The sequence below is a fragment of the Halovenus salina genome (genome assembly GCF_026410925.1).
Taxonomy (GTDB): domain Archaea; phylum Halobacteriota; class Halobacteria; order Halobacteriales; family Haloarculaceae; genus Halovenus; species Halovenus salina.
The window spans coordinates 258455-282582 of sequence record NZ_CP112972.1; the positions used below are offsets into that span (position 1 = coordinate 258455).

22 protein-coding genes and 1 tRNA gene are annotated in these 24128 nt (G+C 62.1%); 9 read left to right on the top strand and 14 right to left on the bottom strand.

Going from position 1 to position 24128, the window contains the following annotated elements; translation table 11 throughout:
- Window positions 1-93 precede the first annotated feature (93 nt).
- Window positions 94-1548: a hypothetical protein gene (locus OSC37_RS01235; RefSeq protein WP_267162787.1), complete on the bottom strand. Its 1455-nt coding sequence runs from the start codon at window positions 1546-1548 to the stop codon at window positions 94-96.
- Window positions 1549-1936: 388 nt separating this feature from the next.
- Window positions 1937-2021: transfer RNA gene (locus OSC37_RS01240), tRNA-Leu, on the bottom strand.
- Window positions 2022-2103: 82 nt separating this feature from the next.
- On the opposite strand from OSC37_RS01240, the gene OSC37_RS01245 reads away from it, so the two are divergent.
- Window positions 2104-2412 carry a transcription initiation factor IIB family protein gene (locus OSC37_RS01245; protein ID WP_267162788.1) on the top strand — a complete coding sequence of 103 codons (309 nt, stop codon included), beginning with the start codon at window positions 2104-2106 and terminating at the stop codon, window positions 2410-2412.
- Here OSC37_RS01245 and OSC37_RS01250 read toward each other — a convergent pair whose 3' ends face one another.
- The 3 genes from OSC37_RS01250 to dinB are packed head-to-tail and all read right to left on the bottom strand — an operon-like array spanning window position 2413 to window position 4849.
- On the bottom strand, window positions 2413-2907 hold the full coding sequence (locus tag OSC37_RS01250; protein WP_267162789.1) for a phosphopantetheine adenylyltransferase: 495 nt from the start codon (window positions 2905-2907) through the stop codon (window positions 2413-2415).
- 51 nt (window positions 2908-2958) lie between these two features.
- Entirely contained in the window at window positions 2959-3561 is a 603-nt protein-coding gene (locus tag OSC37_RS01255) for a winged helix-turn-helix domain-containing protein (RefSeq protein WP_267162790.1), read from the bottom strand.
- A 55-nt stretch (window positions 3562-3616) separates the two neighbouring features.
- Window positions 3617-4849, bottom strand: coding sequence for a DNA polymerase IV (dinB, locus tag OSC37_RS01260; RefSeq protein WP_267162791.1), 1233 nt, complete (start codon window positions 4847-4849; stop codon window positions 3617-3619).
- 816 nt (window positions 4850-5665) lie between these two features.
- Here dinB and OSC37_RS01265 point away from each other — a divergent pair.
- A complete protein-coding gene (locus OSC37_RS01265) occupies window positions 5666-5941 on the top strand; it encodes a hypothetical protein (RefSeq protein ID WP_267162792.1) in 276 nt (91 codons plus the stop codon).
- 83 nt (window positions 5942-6024) lie between these two features.
- On the opposite strand, the gene pan2 is transcribed toward OSC37_RS01265, so the two are convergent.
- Both pan2 and pepF read right to left on the bottom strand, forming a co-directional pair.
- On the bottom strand, window positions 6025-7245 hold the full coding sequence (gene pan2, locus OSC37_RS01270) for a proteasome-activating nucleotidase Pan2 (protein ID WP_267162793.1): 1221 nt from the start codon (window positions 7243-7245) through the stop codon (window positions 6025-6027).
- Between the two features lie 84 nt (window positions 7246-7329).
- Complete coding sequence (gene pepF / locus OSC37_RS01275) at window positions 7330-9120, bottom strand: oligoendopeptidase F (RefSeq protein WP_267162794.1); 1791 nt, start codon at window positions 9118-9120, stop codon at window positions 7330-7332.
- Window positions 9121-9243: 123 nt separating this feature from the next.
- On the opposite strand from pepF, the gene OSC37_RS01280 reads away from it, so the two are divergent.
- The 3 genes from OSC37_RS01280 (at window position 9244) to OSC37_RS01290 (ending at window position 12225) form a co-directional block, all read left to right on the top strand.
- Window positions 9244-9534, top strand: a complete 291-nt coding sequence (locus OSC37_RS01280; protein ID WP_267162796.1) for a hypothetical protein — start codon at window positions 9244-9246, stop codon at window positions 9532-9534.
- 199 nt (window positions 9535-9733) lie between these two features.
- Window positions 9734-9964, top strand: a complete 231-nt coding sequence (locus OSC37_RS01285) for a DUF7127 family protein (protein ID WP_267162797.1) — start codon at window positions 9734-9736, stop codon at window positions 9962-9964.
- A complete protein-coding gene (locus OSC37_RS01290; RefSeq protein WP_267162798.1) occupies window positions 9961-12225 on the top strand; it encodes a CDC48 family AAA ATPase in 2265 nt (754 codons plus the stop codon). The genes OSC37_RS01285 and OSC37_RS01290 overlap by 4 nt, the downstream gene beginning before the upstream one ends.
- Before the next feature lie 5 nt (window positions 12226-12230).
- On the opposite strand, the gene OSC37_RS01295 is transcribed toward OSC37_RS01290, so the two are convergent.
- Complete coding sequence (locus OSC37_RS01295) at window positions 12231-13019, bottom strand: class I SAM-dependent DNA methyltransferase (protein WP_267162799.1); 789 nt, start codon at window positions 13017-13019, stop codon at window positions 12231-12233.
- Between OSC37_RS01295 and OSC37_RS01300 the strand changes: the two genes are divergently transcribed.
- Window positions 13018-14199, top strand: coding sequence for a M24 family metallopeptidase (locus OSC37_RS01300; protein ID WP_267162800.1), 1182 nt, complete (start codon window positions 13018-13020; stop codon window positions 14197-14199). The two genes, OSC37_RS01295 and OSC37_RS01300, sit on opposite strands and share 2 nt — an antisense overlap.
- A 2-nt stretch (window positions 14200-14201) precedes the next feature.
- On the opposite strand, the gene OSC37_RS01305 is transcribed toward OSC37_RS01300, so the two are convergent.
- Together OSC37_RS01305 and OSC37_RS01310 are read right to left on the bottom strand one after the other, a co-directional pair.
- The gene (locus OSC37_RS01305; protein ID WP_267162801.1) at window positions 14202-14621 is read right to left on the bottom strand and encodes a JAB/MPN domain protein-containing protein; all 420 of its coding nucleotides are present in this window, start codon (window positions 14619-14621) and stop codon (window positions 14202-14204) included.
- A 46-nt stretch (window positions 14622-14667) separates the two neighbouring features.
- Entirely contained in the window at window positions 14668-15342 is a 675-nt protein-coding gene (locus OSC37_RS01310; RefSeq protein ID WP_267162802.1) for a hypothetical protein, read from the bottom strand.
- A 106-nt stretch (window positions 15343-15448) separates the two neighbouring features.
- Here OSC37_RS01310 and OSC37_RS01315 point away from each other — a divergent pair, with 106 nt between their 5' ends.
- Together OSC37_RS01315 and OSC37_RS01320 are read left to right on the top strand one after the other, a co-directional pair.
- On the top strand, window positions 15449-16033 hold the full coding sequence (locus OSC37_RS01315) for a hypothetical protein (RefSeq protein ID WP_267162803.1): 585 nt from the start codon (window positions 15449-15451) through the stop codon (window positions 16031-16033).
- A 39-nt stretch (window positions 16034-16072) separates the two neighbouring features.
- Window positions 16073-16765 (top strand): VOC family protein, encoded by a 693-nt coding sequence (locus OSC37_RS01320; protein WP_267162804.1) that lies wholly within the window; start codon window positions 16073-16075, stop codon window positions 16763-16765.
- Window positions 16766-16786: 21 nt separating this feature from the next.
- Here OSC37_RS01320 and OSC37_RS01325 read toward each other — a convergent pair whose 3' ends face one another.
- Window positions 16787-17101, bottom strand: coding sequence for a DUF5779 family protein (locus OSC37_RS01325; protein ID WP_267162805.1), 315 nt, complete (start codon window positions 17099-17101; stop codon window positions 16787-16789).
- A gap of 46 nt (window positions 17102-17147) precedes the next feature.
- Window positions 17148-18899: a pyruvate kinase gene (pyk, locus tag OSC37_RS01330; protein ID WP_267162806.1), complete on the bottom strand. Its 1752-nt coding sequence runs from the start codon at window positions 18897-18899 to the stop codon at window positions 17148-17150.
- A gap of 189 nt (window positions 18900-19088) precedes the next feature.
- Between pyk and OSC37_RS01335 the strand changes: the two genes are divergently transcribed.
- A complete protein-coding gene (locus OSC37_RS01335) occupies window positions 19089-19484 on the top strand; it encodes a helix-turn-helix domain-containing protein (RefSeq protein WP_267162807.1) in 396 nt (131 codons plus the stop codon).
- A gap of 3 nt (window positions 19485-19487) precedes the next feature.
- On the opposite strand, the gene OSC37_RS01340 is transcribed toward OSC37_RS01335, so the two are convergent.
- Window positions 19488-21239 (bottom strand): MutS-related protein, encoded by a 1752-nt coding sequence (locus tag OSC37_RS01340; RefSeq protein WP_267162808.1) that lies wholly within the window; start codon window positions 21237-21239, stop codon window positions 19488-19490.
- Between the two features lie 37 nt (window positions 21240-21276).
- Window positions 21277-24120, bottom strand: coding sequence for a DEAD/DEAH box helicase (locus OSC37_RS01345; protein ID WP_267162809.1), 2844 nt, complete (start codon window positions 24118-24120; stop codon window positions 21277-21279).
- Window positions 24121-24128: the final 8 nt, after the last annotated feature.

Here is a 24128-nt window from a genome sequence, read left to right on the forward strand (position 1 = left end):
GACAGTGATGAGGATTTATAATACTGATATATACGAGTATATTTCCGTATTATCTCTCGCCGATTCACCAGCTCTTGCCTTGCAGTCACTCGGTCAGGGCGCGGCTACTTGTTGTACTCTGCTAGGCCGGTCTATCTGAGAGCTCGCTGACTCATCGGCGCTCTGTTGGAGCACGATGTCGAGAGAGTTGTTCTCACCGTCGACCGCTATCGCGTCTCTGAAGCCCTGTGGTCCCGCGAGAACCACGACAGACCGGTTGCCCGCGCGACGAACGGCGATGTCGCTGGCATCGTCGTCGGCCCGACTGGTGAGCGTCCGGTTGAACGCCTCGGCGAACTCGGTCGCGTCGTCTGGGGTGTCCCAGTGTGTCGCCCAGGCAAACGCCGACCCGTTTTCGTTTCTGTATCGGAACAGTTGGTCGTTCCCCCAGCCTTTCGTGGCCTCGTCGGCGACAGTCCCCTCTGCGTGAGCAGTGAGAGCGACGTGAACGAACAGCGCTCCGAGTCGGTCGTCGCCTGACCGTTGACGAGTCCAGCCCTCACGGTTGGCCTCTGCAGAAAATGCGACCTCACTGGGGGCCGTATCGTTGTAGGTCGGGTGGAGAATCGCCTCTGTGCTCGGTGGGGTGTCGTCCGTGTAGACAGAGCCGAGTTCGCTGGCGGAGTCGAGCACGCTCTCGAAGTAGTGGCCGCCGTGGTGGTAGGGGGCGTAGGCATAGACCTGCTCGACGGGCGCATCGTCGTACTGGCGGTCGAACCGACTCACCTGACTCAGGTCCAGGTCCATGCTGTCGGCATACTGGTCTGCGGTGAACACCGCCCCGCCTTCGACGAGTGACCGGTACAGCATCAGCGACTCGCTCGTCGAGAGGTCGAGTTTCCCGAGAAGGGCAGACCGGGACCACCCCTCGTCCATCTGAACGGTGTGTGTGAACTCGTGGGCGAGCAACAACCCGAAGCGGTCTGTGCTGTTCCTGTATTGCTCGACGGCCTCTTCGTTGACGACAACGGAGTCCGGCCCTCGTGCAACCGCGGCCGCGGCTGCGCCGGTGGTCCCTCCGTCCGACTCGTTGGTGAGTCCCATGTACTCGAAAAACGGTCGGTCCGTCTGCCCCGACCTGTAGTCGAGTTCTTCGACGCTGACCGTTGGCGCGTCGGCGTCCGAGCCGAGCAGGTCCCGGGTCAGGTTGTAGACGCGGTTCTCGTCGACGGCCAGTCCTGTATTCGTTATCGGACCGCTCGTGGCCTCTGTCGCTGTGGCGGAGCCAGACTCTGCGTCCTCACTTTCCGTGTCATTGCCATCTGGAGTACGCGACTTGTTATCTGAGACGGAATCACCATCTCTGTCGCCGTCCTCCGGGCTGTCGCTCGCACTCTGATTGTGAGTAGTAGGCGTGTCGATGGCTTCTGGGGTTTCGGTTCCGAGTTGATTCTCCCCATCGCTATCGGCGTCATCGCCGAACGATGTCGGCATCGAACAGCCACCCAAAACGACGAACACGGCGAGTCCGACGACAAGCGTTAGTATCTTCAGGCCCCTCAGATTCATGTCCTGTCTTCTGACTGGCCAAATATAAACGTCTGATACCTGTTTCACGCGACGAGAACTGTACGCTCGTCTCGGTGGGTACGGAACCAGGACCGATTTGAACCACGTCAAAGAAGCTGCGCATTCAGCGCTCTCACGTTCGTTCGAGCCGAGAAATGCGCGGGCCCGGATTTGAACCGGATGAAGACGTGCTCACTGCGTTGCGCGCGCCTTCCAGGGTTCGAATCGGTCCTGCTCTTCGCTCATATTCTCGCTTCGCTCGAAAATTCGCTCATGCGCGGGACCGGATTCGAACCACGAGGACTTCGCATCGCTCGTCCTCTGGGCCACAAATCCGCTCCTGCTCCTTCACGGCAAACTGCTCGCTGCGCTCGCAGTTTTTGTTCAGTGCGCGGGACCGGATTCGAACCGGCGGACCCCTACGGGACAGCGTCCTAAGCGCTGCACCTTTGGCCTGGCTCGGCTACCCGCGCGCATCTCTCTATTCTTTCACCATCATCAAGAACGCTTCGCTCTAGGGCGGTATTTATTACCCACCACGACCAACAAACTGTCGTGTATCGCGCCAGCGACGAACGGGACAATGCCGACTGGCTCGCCCAACTCGAAGTCGCGGCCGACCGGCTCGAACTGGAGACCGATGCTCGCTCGCGTGCCCGGGATGTCTTTCTGTCGACAGTCCCCGACGAAGACCGATCGAAGCAGACGACGCTCGCGGCCTCACTCTACGTTGGTGCACTGGTGGCCGGCGACGAGCGCTCGCAGCAGTCCGTTGCCGACGCTGTTGGCGTCTCGCGGCTATCGGTTCAACAACACTGGAAAGACCAACTCGAAGCCGCCGGTCTGGAACCGCCCGGCTGGTAGTCAGTCGGTATCGGCGCTCATCCGGCCGTCACGCTCGGGGGTCACATGTCCGTGCTCGTCGATTTCGCCCCGAAGAATGCGCGTCGAGGTGATAACCTCCCCGTCGTCAGCGTGGACGAAGTCGACCACTTCCAACTGCAGTGACTCCATACCGCGCTGGCGGCGAATCTCGTTGACTCGCTTGCCGCCAGTCTTGGTCTCCGGCGAGACGACGAGTGCATCGAACGCCTCTTCGGTCGCTATTCCCGTCGGCTCGGCCAGCTTCTGAATCTCGAACTCGCGGTCGTACTCTCGGGCATAGGTTTCGAGTTCGGCACGAAGCGCAGCTTCGCGCTGCTCGAATGCGCGGACCGGTCGTTTTTCGCTACGGGTCTTGGGCGCAAGCGAGTCGCTCGTCAGGCCCACGGTGACTGTTCCGAGCTCGAATGCTCGGTCGAACAGCGCCCGGTGGCCGTCGTGAATCGGGTCGAACGTCCCGCCCAGCGCGACTTTCATACCACTGTAGAAACTCTCGCGACCTTTAGCTTCTGCGAAGCGGTACGGGTGTTACTCGTCGTCTTCGTTGTCCTCGGAGTCGTTTCCGTCGGACGTGCTCTCGGCGGAGTCCTCTTCGGTGACGGTTATCGTCACAGGATCGGACCCGTTCTCCGATGACTTCGACCGGTCCATGTAGTTGTCGAGGTTGAAAACAGCGTTCAAGTGGTGTTGGATGTCGTCAACGACTTCGCCGACCAAGTCACTCGGCGGAATTGCACTGTACTCGTAGGGGTTGTTGCCGGCACCAGCATTCTGGCGCTTGCCACGTGTGACGATATCGTCCTCGTGGAGCGAGGCCAGCGCCTCACGCACCGTGCTGGGGTACAGTCCGGTGCGCTCGGCGATTTCGTCGCTGGTCTGGTCCTGTGCAGAACGCAGGCTGATATAGATTCGTGCCCGTGTCTCTGTCTCCAGTATCCAGGCAAGCAGGTCGATGAGTCCCTCGTCGAACTGGTCGATTGCCTTGTCGGCGCTCTCGCCGAGGCGCTCGCGGACCTCCGACCCGACAAGCTCCTGGCCGTGGTCGGAGTCACCGTCCTCGTCGCCGACAGTGCCATCTGCGTCGACAGACTCCTCCCCTCGCTCTCCGTCAGGTGTATCATCCGTAGACATGCGTTGCTTCTAGAAGGACGAAAGCGGCTGTTCGGTTTAAACCCTTGGCTCATTCTCACTCGAAGTCAGTGAGGGGGCGCTGGCGGGACGACCGGCGACATTCAGCGGCTGTGTTATCTGTCGGGTCACCGTCGTTCGTGTCCGCCCACTCACCCAGTTTCGACTGGCTTTCGCCGGTAAACGAGAGGTTTGCGACCCTGACACCGAGCTTTCGGACCCGGGATCCCTGGAACTCCTCGAACAGTTCCGTAGCGACCTCCTCAACGAGGCGCTCGTCTGCGACCGGTCCCGGCAGGCTCCGGGCACGAGTCTGAACATCGTACGGCGGCGTAACCACCTTGATGCTGATGGTCTGATAGAGCACATCGCGGCTGCCGGCACGCGTTGCGACGGCACGGGAAAGCGTCTGCAGGCGGTCGTGCTGGCGGTCTGGGTCGTCTGTCGGTCCAGCGAAGGCCGACTCCCGGGAGAGGCTCTTTGGCTGTCCCCGTGGCTCGACGGACCGCTCGTCTTCGCCCCGTGCGAATCGGTAGATGCGCCGGCCGCGCTCACCGAACCAGTCGTCAAGGTCTGCCGGGTCGGCATTTGCGAGGTCACCAGCCGTCTCGATACCTGCCTCTCTGAGCCTGTCGGCGGTCACCGGGCCGACACCGTGGACCGATTCGACATCGAGTGGCGCAAAAAAGCCCGCGACATCGCCGGGCCTGACAACCACGAGTCCGTCTGGCTTGTCGTGGTCGCTGGCCACTTTCGCCGCGCTCATGGTCGGCGCGACGCCGACGCTGGCTGTCAAGCCCACCTCCTCTGAGATTGCTGCTTTCACCGCCCTCGCGAACCCCTCAACCGATTCCCAGTCTGTCTCCTCGCTCACGTCGAGATAGGCCTCGTCGATGCTCACCTCTCTGAGGACCGTCGCTCGCTCGTCGAGGATAGCTTTGATATCGGCAGCCACGGACTCGTAGTACTCCATATCGACTGGACGATAGAAGGCAGCCTCCGCGACATCGAGGTCGTCGCGCTTTGCTGCGGTATGCTTTCTGGGGAGTCGCTCCAGTGCCGTCGAGATGGCCTGTGCGCTCTCGACGCCGTACTCACGAGCCTCGTAGCTCGCGGTCGCGACAGCGCCGATGGTGTCTCCCGGCTCGTATCCCATCCCGACGACGACCGGCTGTCCCCGGAGTGCAGGCTCGCGAAGTCGCTCACAGGCCGCGTAGAAACAGTCGATGTCGACGTGACAGACCAGCTGGTCGTCGACATCGGTCCCTGGAAGGCGTGAGGGACGGCCCATACGACCACTGCGTGTCCGTCCCTTAAATTTCTCTCCCGAAAAATACCACGAGGATGCTGGCCAGCGAACTCGTGGCGCGTTGCCTGGACTGCGGTGCCAATTTACAGCTCCCTGCGACGGTGGTTCCCGCCGGAAGCCCCACGTATTAGGGCCTCATACAATTGTTACCATGCAACATACTTGAATCTTGGGACAACAGCCAACAGTGAGACATCCATCGTCCTAGCTTACCGAAAGATGCAGATAATCCGGTGCTGAGTCGGCCCGTTTTCAGGCATCTGCCGGACAGCAGGTGACAACCAACAGCTCCGTCACAGCACGATGACAGACAACTTCGCACCAGAGACCAGTAGTACAGCACTCACAGAGTATACGCTTTGCCTCCAGGGTACTGTTCAGATAAGAGGCTGCAGAAATTCGGAAGACAAGAAAGCCCTCGGGGCTCTCAACTCCCGCGTTCCGAAAGACTCGCTCCGCTCGTCTTTCGTCGTTCCGCTCATGCTATTCGCGGAACACTCGCTGCGCGTGGTTCGAAAGAGCGGAGCTCTTTCGTCATCACGAAAATCTTTGATTTTCGAACGACTTCGGCCGCAAGCGGCCTGCAGTGTCTCCTCACGGCGCAACGCGCCGTTCGGACGGGCCGAGGCGGCAGTGCCGCCTCGCGGCTTACGTCGTCGGGGTTCGCCGAGAGCCCCTCGCCCTTTCAGTCCACCAGGGTTCGGCTGATCGTGCGGCAGAAACTGGCTCGCCGATTGGCGCTTATCTGAACACCGCCGCCTCCAGAGTACTGACCCATTTACCGCGTTCGAAGAGACATTGCCGGCCAGCCTTATCGACGGCCGCATCATCGCCCTCGGCGAAGCGACACACGGAACGCGTGAGTTCTTCCAGCTGAAACATCGTTTCCTCCGGTATCTCGTCGAGCGGGGGGCCGGGGTCTTCGCTCTCGAAGCGAACGCGCCCGAGACGCTGGCGACAAACGACTCCGTCGTCCACGGCGAGGGCGACCACTCGACGACCTCCTCACAGAGCCACAGCCTCACTTCTCTATCGGGGCGACCTACGATGACGAGTCACCCGAGGAGTACCTGACAGAGTACACCTACGGCGACGCTTTCGATATAGTCTGTTATGTCGACGAGACGACGCGCGCCAGGCCCGTCGGAGAGGAGTAACTAGGCGAACGCAATCGGCGTTCCGCTGGTATCGTCCTCCTCGCGGACCTTTTCGAGGGCGTCCTCGAAGTCGGCCATCGTGACCGCGGTCCGCGAGTCGCGGATGGAGAACATCCCGGCCTCGGTCGCCAGCGAGGCGAGCTCTGCCCCGGTGAATCCGTCTGTCTCCTCCGCGATACCTGCCAGCTCGACATCGTCGGAAAGATTCATCTCGTCGGTGTGGATTTCGAGGATGCGGGTCCGGCCTTCGATGTTTGGCTCAGGCACCTCGATGAGGCGGTCGAACCGGCCAGGGCGGAGGATAGCGCGGTCGAGCATGTCGAAGCGGTTGGTGGCGGCGATGATGCGGATATTGCCGCGGTCCTCGAAGCCGTCCATCTCCGAGAGCAACTGCATCATCGTCCGCTGGACCTCTGCGTCGCCCGAGGTCTTTGACTCGGTGCGTTTCGATGCGATGGCGTCGATTTCGTCGATGAAGATGACCGCCGGCTCGTGTTCACTGGCGAGTTCGAAGAGGTCTCGGACCAGCTTCGCGCCCTCGCCGATGAACTTCTGGACCAGCTCCGACCCAGCCATTCTGATGAACGTGGCGTCGGTCTCGTTTGCGACGGCCTTGGCGAGCATCGTCTTCCCCGTCCCCGGCGGGCCGTGCAAGAGAATGCCAGACGGTGGATCGATACCCACCGCGTCGAACTGTGCGGGGTCGCTCAAGGGGTCCTCGACGGTCTCGACGACCTCTGTAATCTGCTCGCTGAGGCCGCCGATATCGTCGTAGGTAACGCCCGGACTCCGGTCAATCTGCATCGCCTGTGCCCGCGCGTCGGTCTCGGCGTCGAGCACAGCCTGGATACCGAAGGAGTCGTCGATGGCAACTCGGTCGCCGGCTTCCAGCTCTTCCGTGACGGCGGAAGCGTTCTCGGTCAGCACTTCCTGGTTGTTGCCGTGCTGTTTGATGATGATACCGTCGTCGGTCACCTCTTCGGCCGTTGCCACGTACAGAGATGACGACTTCAGGGTCCGGTTCTCTCGTTCCAGCGAGTCGACCTCGTCGGTCAGTGTCTCCCGGCGGTCGTGGGCGACTTCGAGCTGTTCTTCGAGCTTCTGGTTGACCGCCACGATCTCTTCGAAGTGGTCCCGGAGTGCTTCTAGCCGCTCTTCGGGCGACATATCTGGGTCTAAATCGAGGTGCGGACGCTCAGGGAGTGATGGACTTCGAGACATTTGGCTAGCTTACTGTTGGGTAGGGCGAAATAAAGGTTTTCGGGAGCACGGCGCAACTCCAGCTGTCTGTTTCGTGGCGAACAGTTACAGCAGCGACGCCATCTCGTCGAGCCGATTCTCGTAGACGTCGATTGTCTCCTCGATTGGTGTCGGCTCGGTGAGATCGACGCCTGCGTCGTTCAGGATATCGAGCGGGTAGCCGTGAGAGCCGTCCCGGAGGAGCTGGCGGTACCGCTGTGCAGCTGGCTCGCCCTCCTCGCGGATGGACTCGACCAGCGAGACGGCTGCCGAGATACCCGTCGAATACTGGAAGACATAGAACGCCCGGTAGAAGTGTGGAATCCGCATCCACTCGCGGGCGATGCGGTCGTCGAGGGCCGCCGGCTCGTAGTAGTCGCTTTTGATGTCCGCGAACAGTTCGTCGAGGGCATCGGACGTGAGCGGCTTGCCCGCCTGTGAGCGTTCGTGTGCGCGGTGTTCGAACTCCGCGAACATGGTCTGTCTGAACAGCGTCGAGCGGAATCGTTCGAGGTACTCGTTGAGAACGTGCTTGCGGAGGTGGTCGTCGTCGAGGGTGTCGAGCAGATGGTGGGTCAACAGCGTCTCGTTGACCGTCGAGGCAATTTCGGCGATGAACAGCGAGTAGCTCGCGTAGACGTACGGCTGTGACTCACTCGCCAACTCGGAGTGCATCGAGTGTCCCAGCTCGTGTGCCAGGGTGAACATCGACGAGATGTCGTCCTGATAGTTCATCAGGATGTACGGCTGTGAGTCGTAGGTACCGCTACTGTATGCGCCCGAGCGTTTCCCCTCGGTCTCGTAGACGTCGACCCACCGCGAATCGAGCCCCTCGGCGAGTCTGTCCTGGTACTCCTCACCAAGCGGCTCGACGGCCTCGATGACGTACTCACAGGCGTCCTCGTACGGAATCTCCGGCCCCTCGTCCTCGACAAGCGGCACGTAGAGGTCCCACATCTGGAGCTCGTCACCGCCGACGACTTCCCGTTTCAGGTCTGCGTGTCTGTGCAACGCGTCGAGGTTGTCACGGACTGTATCGACGAGGGTGTCGTACACCGCTGTCGGGATGTTGGTGTCGTCGAGTGCGGCTTCTCGGGCGGTGTCGTAGTTCCTTGCCGCCGCGAGCTTCTCGTTTTTCTTGACGCTGTTGCGGTAGGCCGTGCCGACGGCGTTACGGACATTCCGCCACTCGTCGAAGTAAGCCTCGTAGACGCGCTGGCGGAACTCCCTGTCGGGGTCTTTGAGATGTGTGGTGAAGTTACTGAGCGTAATCTGGACGTCCTCGCCGTCGGGACCCTCGACGGTCGGGAACGTCATATCCGCGTTGGCGAGCATGTTGTATATCTCGCCGGATGCGCCGGTCACCTCACCAAGGTCAGAGAGGAGTGCTTCGATTTCTTCCGACCGTGTGTGTGGCTTTTGTCTGAGTACGTCGTCGATGTAATGGTCGTACTGGTCAAGCTGTGGCTCTGTGTCGAGCAGTGCCTCGACGTCGTCTTCACTTAGCTCCTGAAGTTCGGGCTCGATGAAGCTCGTGGCCGTCTGGGCGTCGGTGTACAGTGACTTCGCGCGTGTCTCCATTGCCTGTGCGTCACTGTCTTGTGTGTTCTCGTCGCTCCGCAGACGTGCGTACGTGTAGACATTTTCAACCCGCCGCATTATCGCCTGGTACTCCTCGAAGAAGTTTGCAAGCGTCGTTGGGTCGTCGGCCAGTTGCCCTTCGAACGCCGCCAGGTCGTTGATGTTCTCGGCAACCTCCTCGTACGCGTTTTCCCAGGCCTCGTCGCTGTCGAACAGCGAGCCAAGCTCCCATCGGTACTGCTTGTCTACGTCGCTCCGGTCAGGAACAGAACTCATCCTCCAGCGATTCGGGCCTGTTGTTTGTAAACGTTCTGTGTTCTCAGGATTCACGGGGAAATGTGACGATTGTCTGACCAACTCTCAAGTGGGTCGAGATGTTACATGTTACCGAACCGCATTATGAGTTCACCACAATCGACGCTGGCAACACTCCGGCAACGGGCACAACTGTTCGAGGCAAACACCACCGAGCGGCGGCGCAGTCTCCTGTTCACGATGGCAATTGCGACTGGATTTCTGGGTATCGCTGCGACGAGTGCCGTCCTCACGTCCGTTCAACATCTCCCGACTGTGGCCGTCCTCAGCGTGCTTTCTGGTGTCGCGTTCGTCTTCGCTGGGTTCCTGTTCGCCGGTAAGTTCGACACACTGACCGACGACGAGGAGTTCCTCTGGCAGGTATTCGGCCCCTGAATCCACAGACCGCCGCCCTGTGGTGAATGCCCGTCCTCTTTCCGTGACCTCTGTTCTGACACTTACGAGCGTCTGCGCCGTAGCGTGTCTTTGTCGTTACAGGTGTGAACCGCAATCAGTGTTCTCTACGATAGACGGCACACGTAACCGGACTTTTGAAGAAAGACTTATATACTATTACAACTTACTTGTAGTTAGGATGAGGCTGAAACAAACGCTGAGAGAGCAGGGACTCGAGACTCGCCGGGTCGATTACGGCGGCCGGGCCGAGTACGTGGTCGACTTCGGCAGCCGAGACGACGCTAGCGTCGATGTTGTCGGAGAGACGGCCATTATTGTGGCCGACGACACCCAATACGAGGTCGAGCTACCCGCCGGCGCGCAAGTGTTTATGAACAATGACGTTCTTACTATCAAGGTGAAAAAATGAGGCTCACAGTCAAACCACTGAAACAGAAAGACGCCGGTCGCGGACTGGCGGCGGTAGACCGACAGGCGATGGAGGAGATGGACCTCGAAAACGGGGATTACATCCTCATCGAGGGTGAGGGCGGCCGTGCGGTCGCACGCGTCTGGCCCGGCTACCCCGAGGACAGCGGCCGAGGTGTCGTCCGAATCGACGGCCAGCTCCGACAGGAGACTGGGACCGGTATCGATGACGGCGTCACCGTCGACAAGGCCGATGTCCAACCGGCAAAGAGCCTGACCGTCGCGCTCCCCCAGAACCTCCGGGTCCGGGGGAACGTCGCACCGATGATTCAACAGAATCTGAGCGGACAGGCCGTCACACAGGGCCAGACCGTCCAGATTTCGTTCGGACTGGGGCCGCTCTCCTCGATGTCGGGCCAGAAGATTCCGCTCCGCATCGCGGACACCGACCCCGACGGAACCGTCGTTGTGACGGACTCGACAGAGATTTCGCTCAGCGAACAGCCCGCCGAGCAGATTGCCGGCGACGAGGAAGAGGAGACCCAGACGGCCCCGAACGTCACCTACGAGGACATCGGCGGCCTCGACAGGGAACTCGAACAGGTCCGAGAGATGGTCGAACTGCCGATGCGCCACCCCGAACTGTTCCAGCAGCTCGGCATCGAGCCGCCGAAAGGCGTCCTCCTGCACGGCCCGCCCGGCACGGGGAAGACGCTGATGGCCCAGGCTGTCGCAAACGAGATTGACGCCTACTTCACTGACATCTCCGGGCCAGAGATTATGTCGAAATACTACGGCGAGAGCGAGGAGAAGCTCCGGGAGGTGTTCGAAGAGGCCGCCGAGAACGACCCCGCGGTCATCTTCATCGACGAACTCGACTCCATCGCCCCCAAGCGCGGTGAAACGTCAGGCGATGTGGAGCGTCGCGTCGTCGCCCAGCTGCTCTCGCTGATGGACGGTCTCGAAGACCGCGGCCAGGTCATCGTTATCGGTGCGACAAACCGCGTCGATGCGCTTGACCCGGCACTGCGCCGTGGCGGCCGCTTCGACCGCGAAATCGAGGTCGGCGTCCCGGACAAGGACGGCCGTAAGGAGATTCTCCAGGTTCACACCCGGGGGATGCCCCTGACCGACGATATCGACCTGGACACCTACGCCGACAACACCCACGGCTTCGTCGGGGCCGACATCGAGCAACTCGCCAAGGAGGCAGCGATGAACGCACTCCGGCGCGTTCGCCCGGAACTCGACCTCGAAGAGGACGAGATCGACGCCGAGACGCTCGAAGGACTCCGCGTCACCGAGCAGGACTTCAAGCAGGCGATGAAGGGTATCGAACCCTCGGCCCTGCGCGAGGTCTTCGTCGAAGTGCCCGACGTGACCTGGGACCAGGTCGGCGGCCTGGAAGACACGAAAGAGCGCCTCAGGGAGACAATCCAGTGGCCTCTGGAGTACCCCGAGGTCTTCGAGCAGATGGACATGGAAGCTGCGAAGGGCGTCCTGATGTACGGACCGCCCGGGACAGGGAAGACCCTGCTCGCCAAGGCCATCGCCAACGAGGCCCAGAGCAACTTCATCTCTATCAAGGGTCCCGAACTGCTGAACAAGTACGTCGGAGAGAGCGAGAAAGGCGTCCGTGAGATTTTCGAGAAGGCTCGCTCGAATGCGCCGACAGTAGTCTTCTTCGACGAAATCGACTCGATTGCGACCGAGCGGGGGCAGAACACCGGTGACTCCGGCGTCGGCGAGCGCGTTGTCTCCCAGCTGTTGACCGAACTTGACGGACTGGAAGATCTCGAAGATGTCGTTGTCATCGCGACGACGAACCGGCCGGACCTCATCGACACGGCACTCCTGCGCCCCGGCCGGCTGGACCGCCACATCCACGTTCCGGTGCCCGACCAGGAGGCCCGTCGCAAGATATTCGAGGTCCACACCCGCGAGAAGCCACTCGCTGAGGATGTCGACCTCGACGACATCGCTGCACGGACCGATGGGTATGTCGGTGCTGACATCGAGGCAGTCTGCCGCGAGGCTTCGATGGCGGCCTCCCGAGAGTTCATCAACAGCGTCTCGCCAGAGGATGTTGGCGACAGCGTCGGAAACGTTCTCGTGACGAGCGAGCACTTCGAGGAGGCGCTCGACGAGGTCGGCCCAAGCGTCACCGAGGAGACCCGCGAGCGCTACGAGGAAATCGAAGGTCAGTTCGACACCACCGAACCCGAGACCGGCCAGACCGAGGTCGGCCGGACGTTCCACTGACGCCGCTATCCGGCCACGAACACGGTTCGACTATCGTCCGGTCCGTATCCCGCGACCGTTTCGACGGCTAGCCCGTGCTGTGAGAGTGTTGCCGCAATCGTCACGTCTTCGAATGGTGTCATGTCGTAACTGTCGATGAAGAACTCACCGTCGGGTGTGAAGACGAGCGAGTCCCAGCTCAGCTGTCCTGTGTCGATGGGAGTCATCTGCACCACCCGGGCATACTGGCCGTGCTTGTACGTCCCGACATCGAGTGCGGCCTCGTTGCCCTCTGGCGGGAGTGGCGAATTATCGAACACGAGCACGCCACCGGGAGCCAGATGTGTTTCCAGCGTCTCGATTGCAGGCCCCAGCTCCCCGGGCACGAGATGATTGATGACGCCCCGAATTGCGAGGATAACGTCGAACTCTCGTCCGATATCGAATCCGGGCAGCCCGTCGGTGTGAAACGTGGCGTCTGTCTTCTCTCGTGCGAGTGAGAGCATTCCTTCGTTCGGCTCGACGGCCGTCACGTCGAATCCAGCGTCGACGAATCGCTTGGTGTGCTCGCCGGTGCCACAGCCGACTTCGAGCAGTTCGGTGCCGGCCAGCTCCCTCGCGTCGAGTCGCTCTGTGACGAAAGCGACATCTCGGTCGTAGTCCCACTCGGACTGAATTGCATCGTACAGCTCGGGGTACTCAGAGTAGAGCTGTTCGACCATCGCACCGAGAGACTGTGGCGTGACTGGATAAGTACTTTCTGGCGCTGCGGGCGTCTTAATCCATAAGTACCGGCCGGCCGACTGTCGAGCCATGGAACCGGACTTCAGCGAGCTCGACTCGTATCTGGCCGAGACAGACGCCGACGGCTACCTCGTGCACGCGGATTCCGAGGAGTCAGACCAGTACTATCTCTCTGGCTTCGACGCCCCCGACCCGTATATCACGCTGTACAACGGCGAGGTCCACCTCTTTCTGTTCCGGAGTCTCGAATACGGCAGAGCGAAAAAGGAAGCCCGCGCAGCCACCGTCGAGCGCGGCTCGGATTACGACTTCGAGTCACTGCTCGCCGAGTACGACCCCGACGAAGCCCGTGCCCGCGTCCTCGAAGCATTCCTCTCTGAACACGGCGTCGGGTCGATCGCGACGCCGCCACAGTTCCCGCTCCAGACCGCAGACCAGCTCCGCGAGCAGGGTATCGACGTGACCGCCGACGACAGCAGCATCGTGACGAAGATACGAGCAAAAAAGACCGACGAGGAGGTCGGGTACATCCGCGAGGCACAGCGGGCAAACGAGGCAGCGATGGCCCGCGCCGAGGAGCTCATCTCGACGGCAACCGTCGACGACGAGGGGCAACTCCTCCAGAACGGCGAACTCTTGACCAGCGAACGCGTCCGCGAAGAAATCGAGGTAACGCTGCTCCGACACGGCTGTGGGTTAGACGAGACTATCGTCGCCTGCGGAAGCGACGGCGCAGACCCCCACGACCGCGGTAGCGGGCCGCTCCGGGCCGGCGAGAGTATAATCGTCGACATCTTCCCACAGAACAAACAGTCCAAATATCACGCCGACATGACCCGAACGTTCTGTCACGGCGAGCCAAGCGACACGATTCGGGAGTGGTACGACCTGACCCAGGAGGCAAAGGAGGCTGCGCTGGCGGCCCTCGAGCCCGGGGCAACCGGCGAGGAGGTACACGCGGCCGTCTGTGAGGTCTACGAGGATGCGGGCGAACCAACGCTGCGGAACGAACCAACAACAGAGACCGGATTCATCCACAGCACTGGACACGGACTCGGACTCGATGTTCACGAACAGCCAAGCGTCGCGCCCAGCGGCGAGACGCTCGAACCCGGACATGTCGTCACTATCGAACCAGGACTGTACGACCCCGATGTCGGCGGCGTCCGTATCGAGGACTTCGTCGTCGTCACCGATGACGGCTACGAGAACATCGTCGACTACGACGAACACTTGGTCGTCGGCGAGTAGCGTTACTGTTCAGCAAACTGCGTCTCTTCGGGCGGTTCAACGTCGAGTATCTCCAGCTCCTTTGTGTCCCCGGAGCGGCCGAAAGCCTTGAACGAGTCGACCGACCAGGGCGGGACGGCGACGAAGATGACCTCACGCATGTCGTCTTCTTTCGTGACTTTCAGCTCGCTAAGTGGATGCGAGACGAACATTCCCGGCGTCTGTGCCGCCGGCGTCTTCATATCGACGCCGAAGATGGCGTTTATTGTGTCGCCCTTGCTGGAGAGGTAAAAGTGGGTGAAGACAGGGGTATCCGGCGGCAGCTCAGCATCTGGGAGATTCTCGGACCGGGTCACCGCCAACGGAATCGCCCGCGAGTCGGGCTCGGCTTCCTCGGCCTGTCGGAGCAACGTCTCGACGAGCCCGCGCGTAATATATATCACAGCCCTTGATTCGGCCGGGAGCAACTTATACGGCACGCCGGGCCAGTCAGCCGAAGACGGTGTCCTTGACCGTCTTGAACATCAACTGTGGGGCACGCCGCCGTGACCCATCGATTGCGTCGCCGACTGTATCGGCCACGTCCTCGTGGATTCCCGGTCCATGACCGACGAGTACCCGCTCGGGATTGAAGCGGTCGAGCTCCCGTGGCGGGGTCAGCCTGAGCATCGGGTGGACTCCCAGGGACTCGCCCGCTGCACGGAAGTACGAGGTCGTTCCGACGGCTTCCGGCACCACCAGAACCCCGTCGTCTTCGTGGTAGAGAATCGCCTCCTGCCACATGCGGTTGTCGACAAGTGTGTGGGCAACGTAGCCGGTGTCAGCCAGCTCGTGGCGGAATCGCTCGGTCGGTGCGTCCAGTTCCTCGACCACACCGTCCATGAACGCAGGCACCCATACGGAGACATCGTGACGGGTGGCGAACGCGGCGGCGTCGCGCTTGTGCCGGTCGAGGAGGATTACGACGCCGGCTACCTCACCGTACTCTTCGATGCGGTCGTCGATTCCCTCGGCGTCGACGGGGTCGACGAGCCAGACCTCGCCGTCGACTGCCAGCCCGTGGCTGGCCCGCTCCATCGTCTCGTCCGGGTAGGCTATCCAGCTGAACCCACCGTCGAAGCTATCCATTTCTTGCCAGTCTGCAGCCGGTCCGGATGATTTCATGCCATTTGCTTCGTCTCCCCTCTTTAAAAAGAACGAGCCTAACAGTGATAGAACAGACTGACCTCACCGAAGGCTATTCATATCCCTCGTGTGTAGGTTTCGGTGAATGAGCGACGAGAACGGGCGGCGTGGCGACATCGAGCGATACGACGGGGACCGGTCGCGCCCCGACTCGTCACGGACGAGTGACCGGCGGCCGCTGTCCTCACGACGCGAACCCGACGCGGTCCAATCAGCTGGGACAGACTCGATTGCCGACGCTGTCTCGGGCTCGCTGACCAGCCGGGATGCAGTGACTGTCGCCTCTGAGTCCGCACGAGCGACACTCGTCGGGGTCCCTGTAATCGACGTCGGGGAGTTTGTCTACGACCATCAGATAGACGACGGCGGCAAGCAGCCTGTTGCGCTGTTCGATGTCGAGAACACGAGTGACAGTCCCCTCCGCTGGCAGTCGAGTCGGACGCAGTTTATCGGTGACGACGAGTACACCTACGGGCCGGCGCGTGCCTCGCTCGACCCGGCACAGCTTGGCTCCGGCTGTCACACGAGACAGGTCGAGCTGCCCCCGGGACGGAAGGCTCGCATCGTCACGCTGGTCGAGGCGCTCCCACCCAACGTCGAGGTTGTCGAAGTCGTCCACTCGCTGCCGGGTTCACGCGGCGGCCGCGAGCGTCTGGTGTTCTCCCTGTAATCACGTACTGTTTATATCTGGGGGCGACCAACGCCCGATATGGTCGACAGACTCCAATGGCTCGCACTCGAAACGAAGTATATCGACCGAGCAGAGGCGTTCTACGAGGCGTTTCTCGATCTCGACGTTCGGTCTCGTACAGAGGGTGAGGTCGCGTTTGGAGCCGGTGAGACCGACCTGATTCTCCGGTCGCCCGGGCCGGTTCCCCGCGGCGGCGTCCACACCCACTATGCCTTCTCGATTCCCACAGACGAGTACGACACGTGGTACGAGAGTCTCGACGAGCGGTTCGACCTCGTCGAACACAGCTTCGGCGACTCGAAGTCGCTGTACTTCTATGACCCTGACGGGAACTGTCTCGAACTGGGGCAGGCGTCCGTCGACGGAACGGGCGTCGCTGGCCTGTTCGAGGTCGTCCTCGAAGTCGAGCACCTGGCGCGGGCCGTTTCTCTCTACGAGCGGCTGGGATTCGAGGTCGTTGACCGCGGCGAGGACCGTCGACGCGTCCGCCTGAACGCCGGTTCGTTCGCGCTTGAACTCTGGGAGCCACAGCTCGGTATCGCCGACGCCCGCGGTGGACTCCACGTCGATATGGGTGTCACCGTCGAGAATCCGGCTGCGGTCGTCGACGAGGTGCGTGACGATGTGGTAACTATCGACGAGCGAGAAGAGGGAATCCGACTGCGGGACCTCGACGGCCACTACCTGACGCTCGTGCCCGCATCGGCGTGATTCCGGGGAGACGCTTCCGAGTCACTCCCGGAGCCGGTCGACGTCGATATCGACGCCGGCAGGAGTTACGACCAGAAAGCCCCGGAAATGCGTCAGACTCCCGCCGTCGTCTTTGATATCCCGGGCAAACTCCGAGGCGAGCTTGTTCAGGTCTCCCTCGACGTTGAGGACGAGGACATTTCCTGCACCGACGACGGAGACCCATTCCTCTGGATCGGTCGACCCATCGAGAACTCCCAGAATGACGCGGTTTGGGCCGCCGTCGCTGTCCTCGCCTGCCTCCTCGTCGAGTTGGTCTTCGACCGCCTGCAGGTCGAGTCCGTCGAAATCCCCCATACACAGGCTCTGGACGCCCCCTCTCAAAAAGCTGCTGGCAGCCGGCTCAGGCCGCCCACGTCTCGACTGGGTCAGCGTAGACGACGCCGCGCTCGGCGTCTAGGCTGATCTCCTCGCCGTCTTCGATTCGCTCCGGAACCGTCGCGTAGCTGACCATCGGGACATCGAGCTCGCGGGCGACGATAGCGGCGTAGCTCGTCGACCCCTTGTGGGGATCGATGATGCCACCCAGCTTCGCGATATCGCCCTCGAACTCATCGTCGAACCCGGCGGGGAGGGCAACGATTGCTCCCTCTGGCACCTCCGTGAGGTCGCCGTCGCTCAGTCGGTGAATCGGGCCAGTGACCGACCCCGAAACAACAGACCGTCCGGAGACGACCGCCTCGGCTGCCACGTGGACCTTGAGCATATTCGCCGTGTCGAGGTCGTCGTACTCGGTCATCATCCCCGACAGCACGACGACGGTGTCTCCGCCGTCGACTGCGCCCGTGTCGATTGCGGCCTGGACTGCGCTCTGGATGACTGAATCGGCGCTCTCGCCGTCGTACGACACCTGACGGGGGATGATACCCCACCGGAGCGCAAGCCGGCCGCGGACCTCGTCGTCTGGGGTCGCCGCAACGATTGGGATATTCGGGCGGTACTTCGCTGCCTTTTCAGCGGTGTAGCCGGACTCACTCGCGGCGACGACGGCGCTGGCACCGATATCTCGGGCCAGAAACCGGGCAGAACGCGCCAGCGCGTCCGTCCGCGTCTCGTCTGCCGGCGGGACACGACTCTCACGAAGTTCGGCGTACTCCTCGCTCGTCTCGACATCTTCGATGATGCGTCGCATCGTCTTGACAACTCGCACGGGGTGGTCGCCGATTGCTGTCTCGCCCGACAGCATCACAGCGTCGGTCCCGTCGAGCACCGCGTTCGCCACGTCAGAGGTCTCAGCGCGGGTCGGCCGGCGCTCAGAAATCATCGAATCGAGCATCTCGGTCGCCGTGATAACGGGTGTGCCTGTTCTGTTGCACGACCGGATGATGCGCTTTTGAATCATCGGCACGTCCTCAAGCGGACACTCGACGCCGAGGTCGCCTCTGGCGACCATTATGCCGTCTGCCGCGTCGATGATACCGTCGATGTTTTCGACGGCGTCGGCCCGCTCTATCTTCGCGATAATCGGCAGGTCTGCGCCGCGGGCTTCGAGTTCACGGCCGATCTCGTAGATGTCGGCCGCGCTTTTGACGAAGCTCGCGGCGACGAAATCGACCTCCTTCTCGGCGGCCACGTCGAGTTCTCGCTCGTCGCGGTTGGTAATCGTCGGCAACCCCAGATCGACGCCGGGGACGTTGACACCCGAGCGACCCGCCAACTCACCGCCCGAGGTGACGGCCGCGGTCACAACGTCGCCCTCGACAGCGGTCGCTTCAAGTTCGATACGCCCGTCGTCGACGAGTATTGGGTCGCCAGGCTCGACAGCATCAATATTCGCAGAGAGTCCGACGCGGCCCTGGTCTGCTGTCTCTCCCTCGAACAGCTCGACGCTCGACCCACTCTCTAGGTGGACTGACTTGTCGACTGGCGCGGTCCGGACCTCGGGGCCGGGCAGGTCGAGGATGATTGCAATCGGAAAGCCGACCCGGTCTTCGACACGACGGATGCGGTCTATCAGCTCGCGACGACTCTCGGGGGTACCGTGACTTGCGTTGAGCCGTGCGACCGACATGCCGGCCTCTGCAAGCGCTTCGATGCTGTCTGCGCTCTCGGAGGCCGGCCCGAGTGTACAGACGATTTTGGCTGCGCTGTTCACGGTCTCTCCCCTCCGTGTGTGCTGTACCCGGCTGTTGGCACGACGAGTCTGTTCATATCTGTCGGTAGTTGGGTGACCAAGTAAACCCTACTCCTTCCAGACTGTCCCTGCATATCGCGGGTGGGGTATATAAATCACCCACGATATCTGTGGTGTACACTGGTCCGTACCGGGGAGAGACATACAGATATGAGCCACTCGCCGCGTTCCCGGACCAAGCCCGCCGGTAGTGTCGAGTCGACAACAATTAGCGATGCAAGCCAGGTAGAGGCACTGCTTGGCGCACTCGAAGACGAAGACTGTCGCGCAATCCTCGAAGCGACAACCGACGAAGCGCTCACCGCGAACGAACTCTCAGAGAGCTGTGACCTCCCGCTGTCGACGGCCTACCGCAAGCTCGAACTGCTGACCGAGACGGGGCTGCTCGAAGAACAGCTCCGCATCTCCCGCAACGGCAAACACACCAGCGAGTACGCCCGCTCCGTGGAAGATGTTCACGTTTCACTCGATAGTGATATCGAGCTCTCGATCACACGCTCGGGTATCGAGGAGCACGGCCAGTCGGTAGTCGCTGGTGCGGACTGATTTTCACTCGGTCCACCGGGCGTCGGCGAGTGTCCGCTGGACCGCCCGTTCGCCGACCGCTTCGGCCAGCGTCTCGTAGCCGGCGCGTTCGGCGGGTTCGCCCGCATTTGCCACGAGGCGAGAGACGATGAACTCCGGGGTCGACCGGCCAACTGATTCAAACTGGGGCTGATAATCCACCTCCAGCTCCAGCGACGGCGTCAGTCCCTCCGCGAAGATGCCGTCGGTCCGTGCCTCGTCGGGCAGTGGCTCCAGGTCATCTGCCAGATGTGTCACGAACACGCCCATCGCGTCGTGGTCGACTGTCAGGCGCACCAGACCGTGCAAGAGGTCGGCCGCACGTCCCGGCTCGGTAATCGCCTCGAACTCGTCGACGAGCATGAGCGTCCGGCCCGACTCGGTCAACGGCGGCACCACTGACTGGAGCGTCGACTCTAGGACGCCAGCGTTGAAACTCGCGTGTCGCCGGTGGAAGACAATTCGCTCGACGAGAGTCACTTCTGCCTGCTCGGCGGGCACCGGTAGCCCCATCTGCGCGAGGAGCTGTACCTGACAGAGCGTCTCCAAAATTGTCGTCTTGCCGCCGCTGTTCGCGCCGGTCAAGACGGCGACCCGGGCCGCTGGCGGCTTTCTGCTCGCGGGCACGTCGAGGCCGTGGTCGCCGACGGCGTATGTGACCGGCTGGACGGTTTCGCCGGCAGCTTCTAGAAACAGGTTCTGTGCGTTCACGACCGCCGACACCTTCCCACCGGTGAACGCCGGTCGCGTCAGGTCGAAGGCGACGGTAAACCGGGCGAGCGAAATGGCGAATGCGATGTCTTCGACAGCCGAGACAGCCGCCGTGATGTCCTCGTCTGCATCGGCAAGCGTCTCCTTGAACTCGGCAGCGACAGTCTGTTCGCGCTCGTCGGCGGCCTCGCGTAACTCCTCGGCAATCGCCCGGAGCGTCTCGCCGACGAATCCTCTCGCGTCTGTTGCCTCCTGAGGAACTGCATCTCGAACCGTTGTGAGGTCCATGCCCGTCTCGTCTGCCAGATACCGAGTGAGCTCCTCCCGAAGTTCTGAGGCTCCGCGTGCACCCGACCTGACAGATTCGAGGACCGCATCCGGCGTCGCCGCGAGGTCTTGGATGTCGCCGAGCTGTGTCCGAAGCTCGTCGAGGCGGTCGTCAGCTCCATCGTCGACGCCGTGACCATCGCCTTCCAGTCCTGCGAGCGCGCGCGACGACTTTTCGAGAGCGTCTGCGTCGAGGGCCGCGACAGCCTCGAAAATCCCCTTGTCGAGGCCCAGCGCGTGCAGCTGTAGTGCCGTCTCGACGGTCGCGCGCTTGCCGCCGCGTTCGTCGTACTCCTCGAAGGCCTCCACGACGGCCTCGCGCTCGCTCTCGGAGAGCGACTGCCAGCTCTCTGTTGCCTCGAAGACCGTGTCGAGACGCGCTTCTATCTCGGCGGTCGATTCGAGCGGCGTCATGATACGGATGTTGTCCGCCGCCTTCTCTGTCACCGCGTAGCTGCTTATCGTCTCGAGCAGTTGTTTGTAGACATTGCGCCCGTCCCGGGTGGCGAGCACGTCGAGTGCAGCGCCGCCGCCCGCGTGCCGGAGTATCCGGGTCGCCCGGCCACCCGACAGCCCTGCCTCGGTAAGTGTCCGGACATCACCGTTCTCGACGGCCTCGATTGCGGCCGCTTCGCCGATGCTCTCGGCCAAGAGGTCCCGCGTCTTCGGGCCGATTCCCCAGTAGTCCTCCAGTCGCATCGACTGTGGGGTGTCGGGCCACGGCCTTAGCCCTTTCTCAGTCCCAAAAGGAGCGCGTCCTGGCGTACTCGCGTTCCCGGGAGAGGATATCCCGGTAGAAGTCGTCTTCGTCCTCTCTGAGCTTGTTGATGATGCGTGCCGCGTTGTGTGGCCCGACCCCGCGTGCCGCCAGCGCGATGACTGCCCGCTTGCCGTGGCTCTGGACGAGACTCGCGGCCTGGTACGCACGCTCGGTCTCTTTTTGTTGCTCGTCGGTCTTGTTGTCTGTTCTGACTGCTTTGACTGTCTCCTCGGCCCAGGGGTTCAGCGCCGCGATTCGCGTCGACCCGCACTCGGGACAGGCCGGCTGGTCGGCCACGCGTTTGACCTGTGTCTTGCGCTTCCAGTCGGTGCAGTGCAGACAGACGAGGATGACACGGTCGTTTTGGAGGCGATCTTTGACTGTCTTGATGACGCTCGCGTCCGCGTTCTCCGGCGTAAGCAGTTCTGTTCCTGACCCGCGGCCGCCGGTCCCGAGCGGCGTGTGGCCGCCGACGGTCTCGATACTGATCTCGTCCGACTGTATCCGTTCCAGCACCGCTGCGGCGTCGTCGACAGCGAGTTCTTCGTGGAAGATTTCGCGGAGCGCCTCCTCGTAGACAGGCGTTCCTTCGAGCGCCTGCAACAGCCGGCCCTTGCCAAAGCGGGAACTGCCGCTACCGCGCCACCGCTTGAGCGCGCCGAAACTGGTCGCCACCTGTGCGAGCTTGAACTTCAGCGTATCTGCGTTTTTTAGACTCAACTCGATGATGCCCCTGACGTGCTCGGGGTCGGTCTCTTCTAGCAACTCGACGACGGCCCCCGCACGGACCCCTGGAGGAACGGTCAACTCGATGCGGTAGGGGTCCGTTTCCAGGCCGACGCTCGACCCCGTCTGCTGGCCAAGCAGTGCCGAGATGAGCCGTCCCAGCGCTTCGTTCGTCTGGTGGCCGAAACAGGCGTTCACCACGACGGTCCCATTTCCGGATTCGACCAGTACCTGGTCCGTTGTTGCGAGGGGGTTCCCGTCCGCCGTGTGGTCTGCCAACCGTTCCAGGCCGTCGGCGATGGTCTCAGTACCGACTTCGTACCGACGGGTCAGATCTCGAGCCACAGACGCTGCATCCCCGCCAGCAGCGAGCTGTGAGCCGGCGACGCTACGCAGCTCGCCGACGTTCTCGGCGACGACCTGTGGGACTGGAATCTCCTGGCCCGTCCAAGAGGGGACTTCGCCTGCAGGATCCTCGATTGGCGAGACAGTCACGACCTCGTCCTCGTCGTCGACTTCGGTGATACGCCACATCTCGCCGCGCTGGATGAACACCTCGCCGGGAGTGGCGAAGTTGACGACAAAGCGCTCGTCGAGCGTGCCGACCTGTGAGCCGCTGGCGACATCTTCGACATCGTAAGTCGCCTCGTCGGGAATCATCGAGAGGTTCCGGTAGAAGTACTGCCAGGTTCCCCGTCGTTTTTCGAGGCGGTCGGCCTCTTTTTCGAGCCAGATGACGTTGTTACTCGCCAACTCGCGCACGACGGATTTGAACTGCTGTTCGCTCAGCTCGGCGAACGGATAGGCCCGCGTGACAATCTCGTAGGCTCGCGGCGCGGCTATCTCGCCAAAATCCATCACTAGTCCCGCAATCTGGTTGGCGACGGTGTCGAGACTCCCGTGATGGAGCGGCGCTGGCTCGACCTCGCCGTTTCTGGCGCGGCGGGCAACCACCATCGACTCCAGGATGTCGTCGGGGTGACTCGTGAGAATCGTTCCGACGGACGTATCACCCTCTCGGTGTCCGGCACGGCCGATGCGCTGGAGGAGTCGCGCGACCTGGCGAGGGCTGTTGTACTGGATGACATGGTCGACCTGTCCCACGTCGATGCCGAGCTCCATTGAGGAGGTACAGAGAAGCCCATCGAGTTCGCCCCGTTTGAACTGTTGTTCGACCTCGATTCTCGTCTCCTTAGCCAGTGAGCCGTGGTGGATACCGATGTTCGTTCCGAGTTCCTTGAGTCGTGACCCCAGCGCCTCGGCAGTCTGTCTGGTGTTGACGAAGGCGAGTGTCGCCTCGTTCGCGGCGACGAGTTCGTCGATGCGACGGACGTGACTCGCCACCTCGGGCTCTGTCACCAGCTCCTGAGCGAGGCGCTCGTCGTCTTCGGTTATTGTCGGTGCCTCGACGTTCACCTCTAGGGCACTCCCAACGTCGACCTCGATAACCCGGAACGACCGGCCCCCAGTCAGCAGCCGACCGATTTCGCTCGGGTCGTGGACCGTCGCCGAGAGACCGACCCGCTGGAACGGGCCAGCCAGTTCTCTGACCCGTTCGAGGCCGATAGACAGCTGTGCGCCACGCTTCGAGACCGCGAGCTCGTGAATTTCGTCGATGACGACGTGATTTATGTCCTCCAACGCGCGGCGGAGTTTCGAGCCGGTCAACATCGCCTGGAGTGTTTCGGGGGTGGTCACGAGCAGATCTGGCGGGTCGTTTGCCTGCTGTTGGCGCTGGTAGTCGGTGGTGTCGCCGTGGCGGACATCGACGTCGATGTCGAGCGTCTGTCCCCACCATTCGAGGCGCTCGCGCATGTCGCGGTTGAGCGCCCGCAACGGCGTTACGTACAGCGCACTGATGCCAAAGGTTTCCTCGCCGGCGAGTGCGTCGAAAACGGGGAGGGTCGCGGTCTCGGTTTTGCCGCTGCCGGTCGGTGCGACGACGACAACGTTCTCGCCAGCAGCGATGGGGCCAATTGCCTGTCGCTGTGGTTCCGTCGGCGTCTCGAAGCCGCGTTCCGAGAGTGCGTCCCGGAGCGCTGATCCGAGCGTGGTAAACGCCGCTGGACCCGTGACAGCCTCCCCGTCAGTCATGACCAATA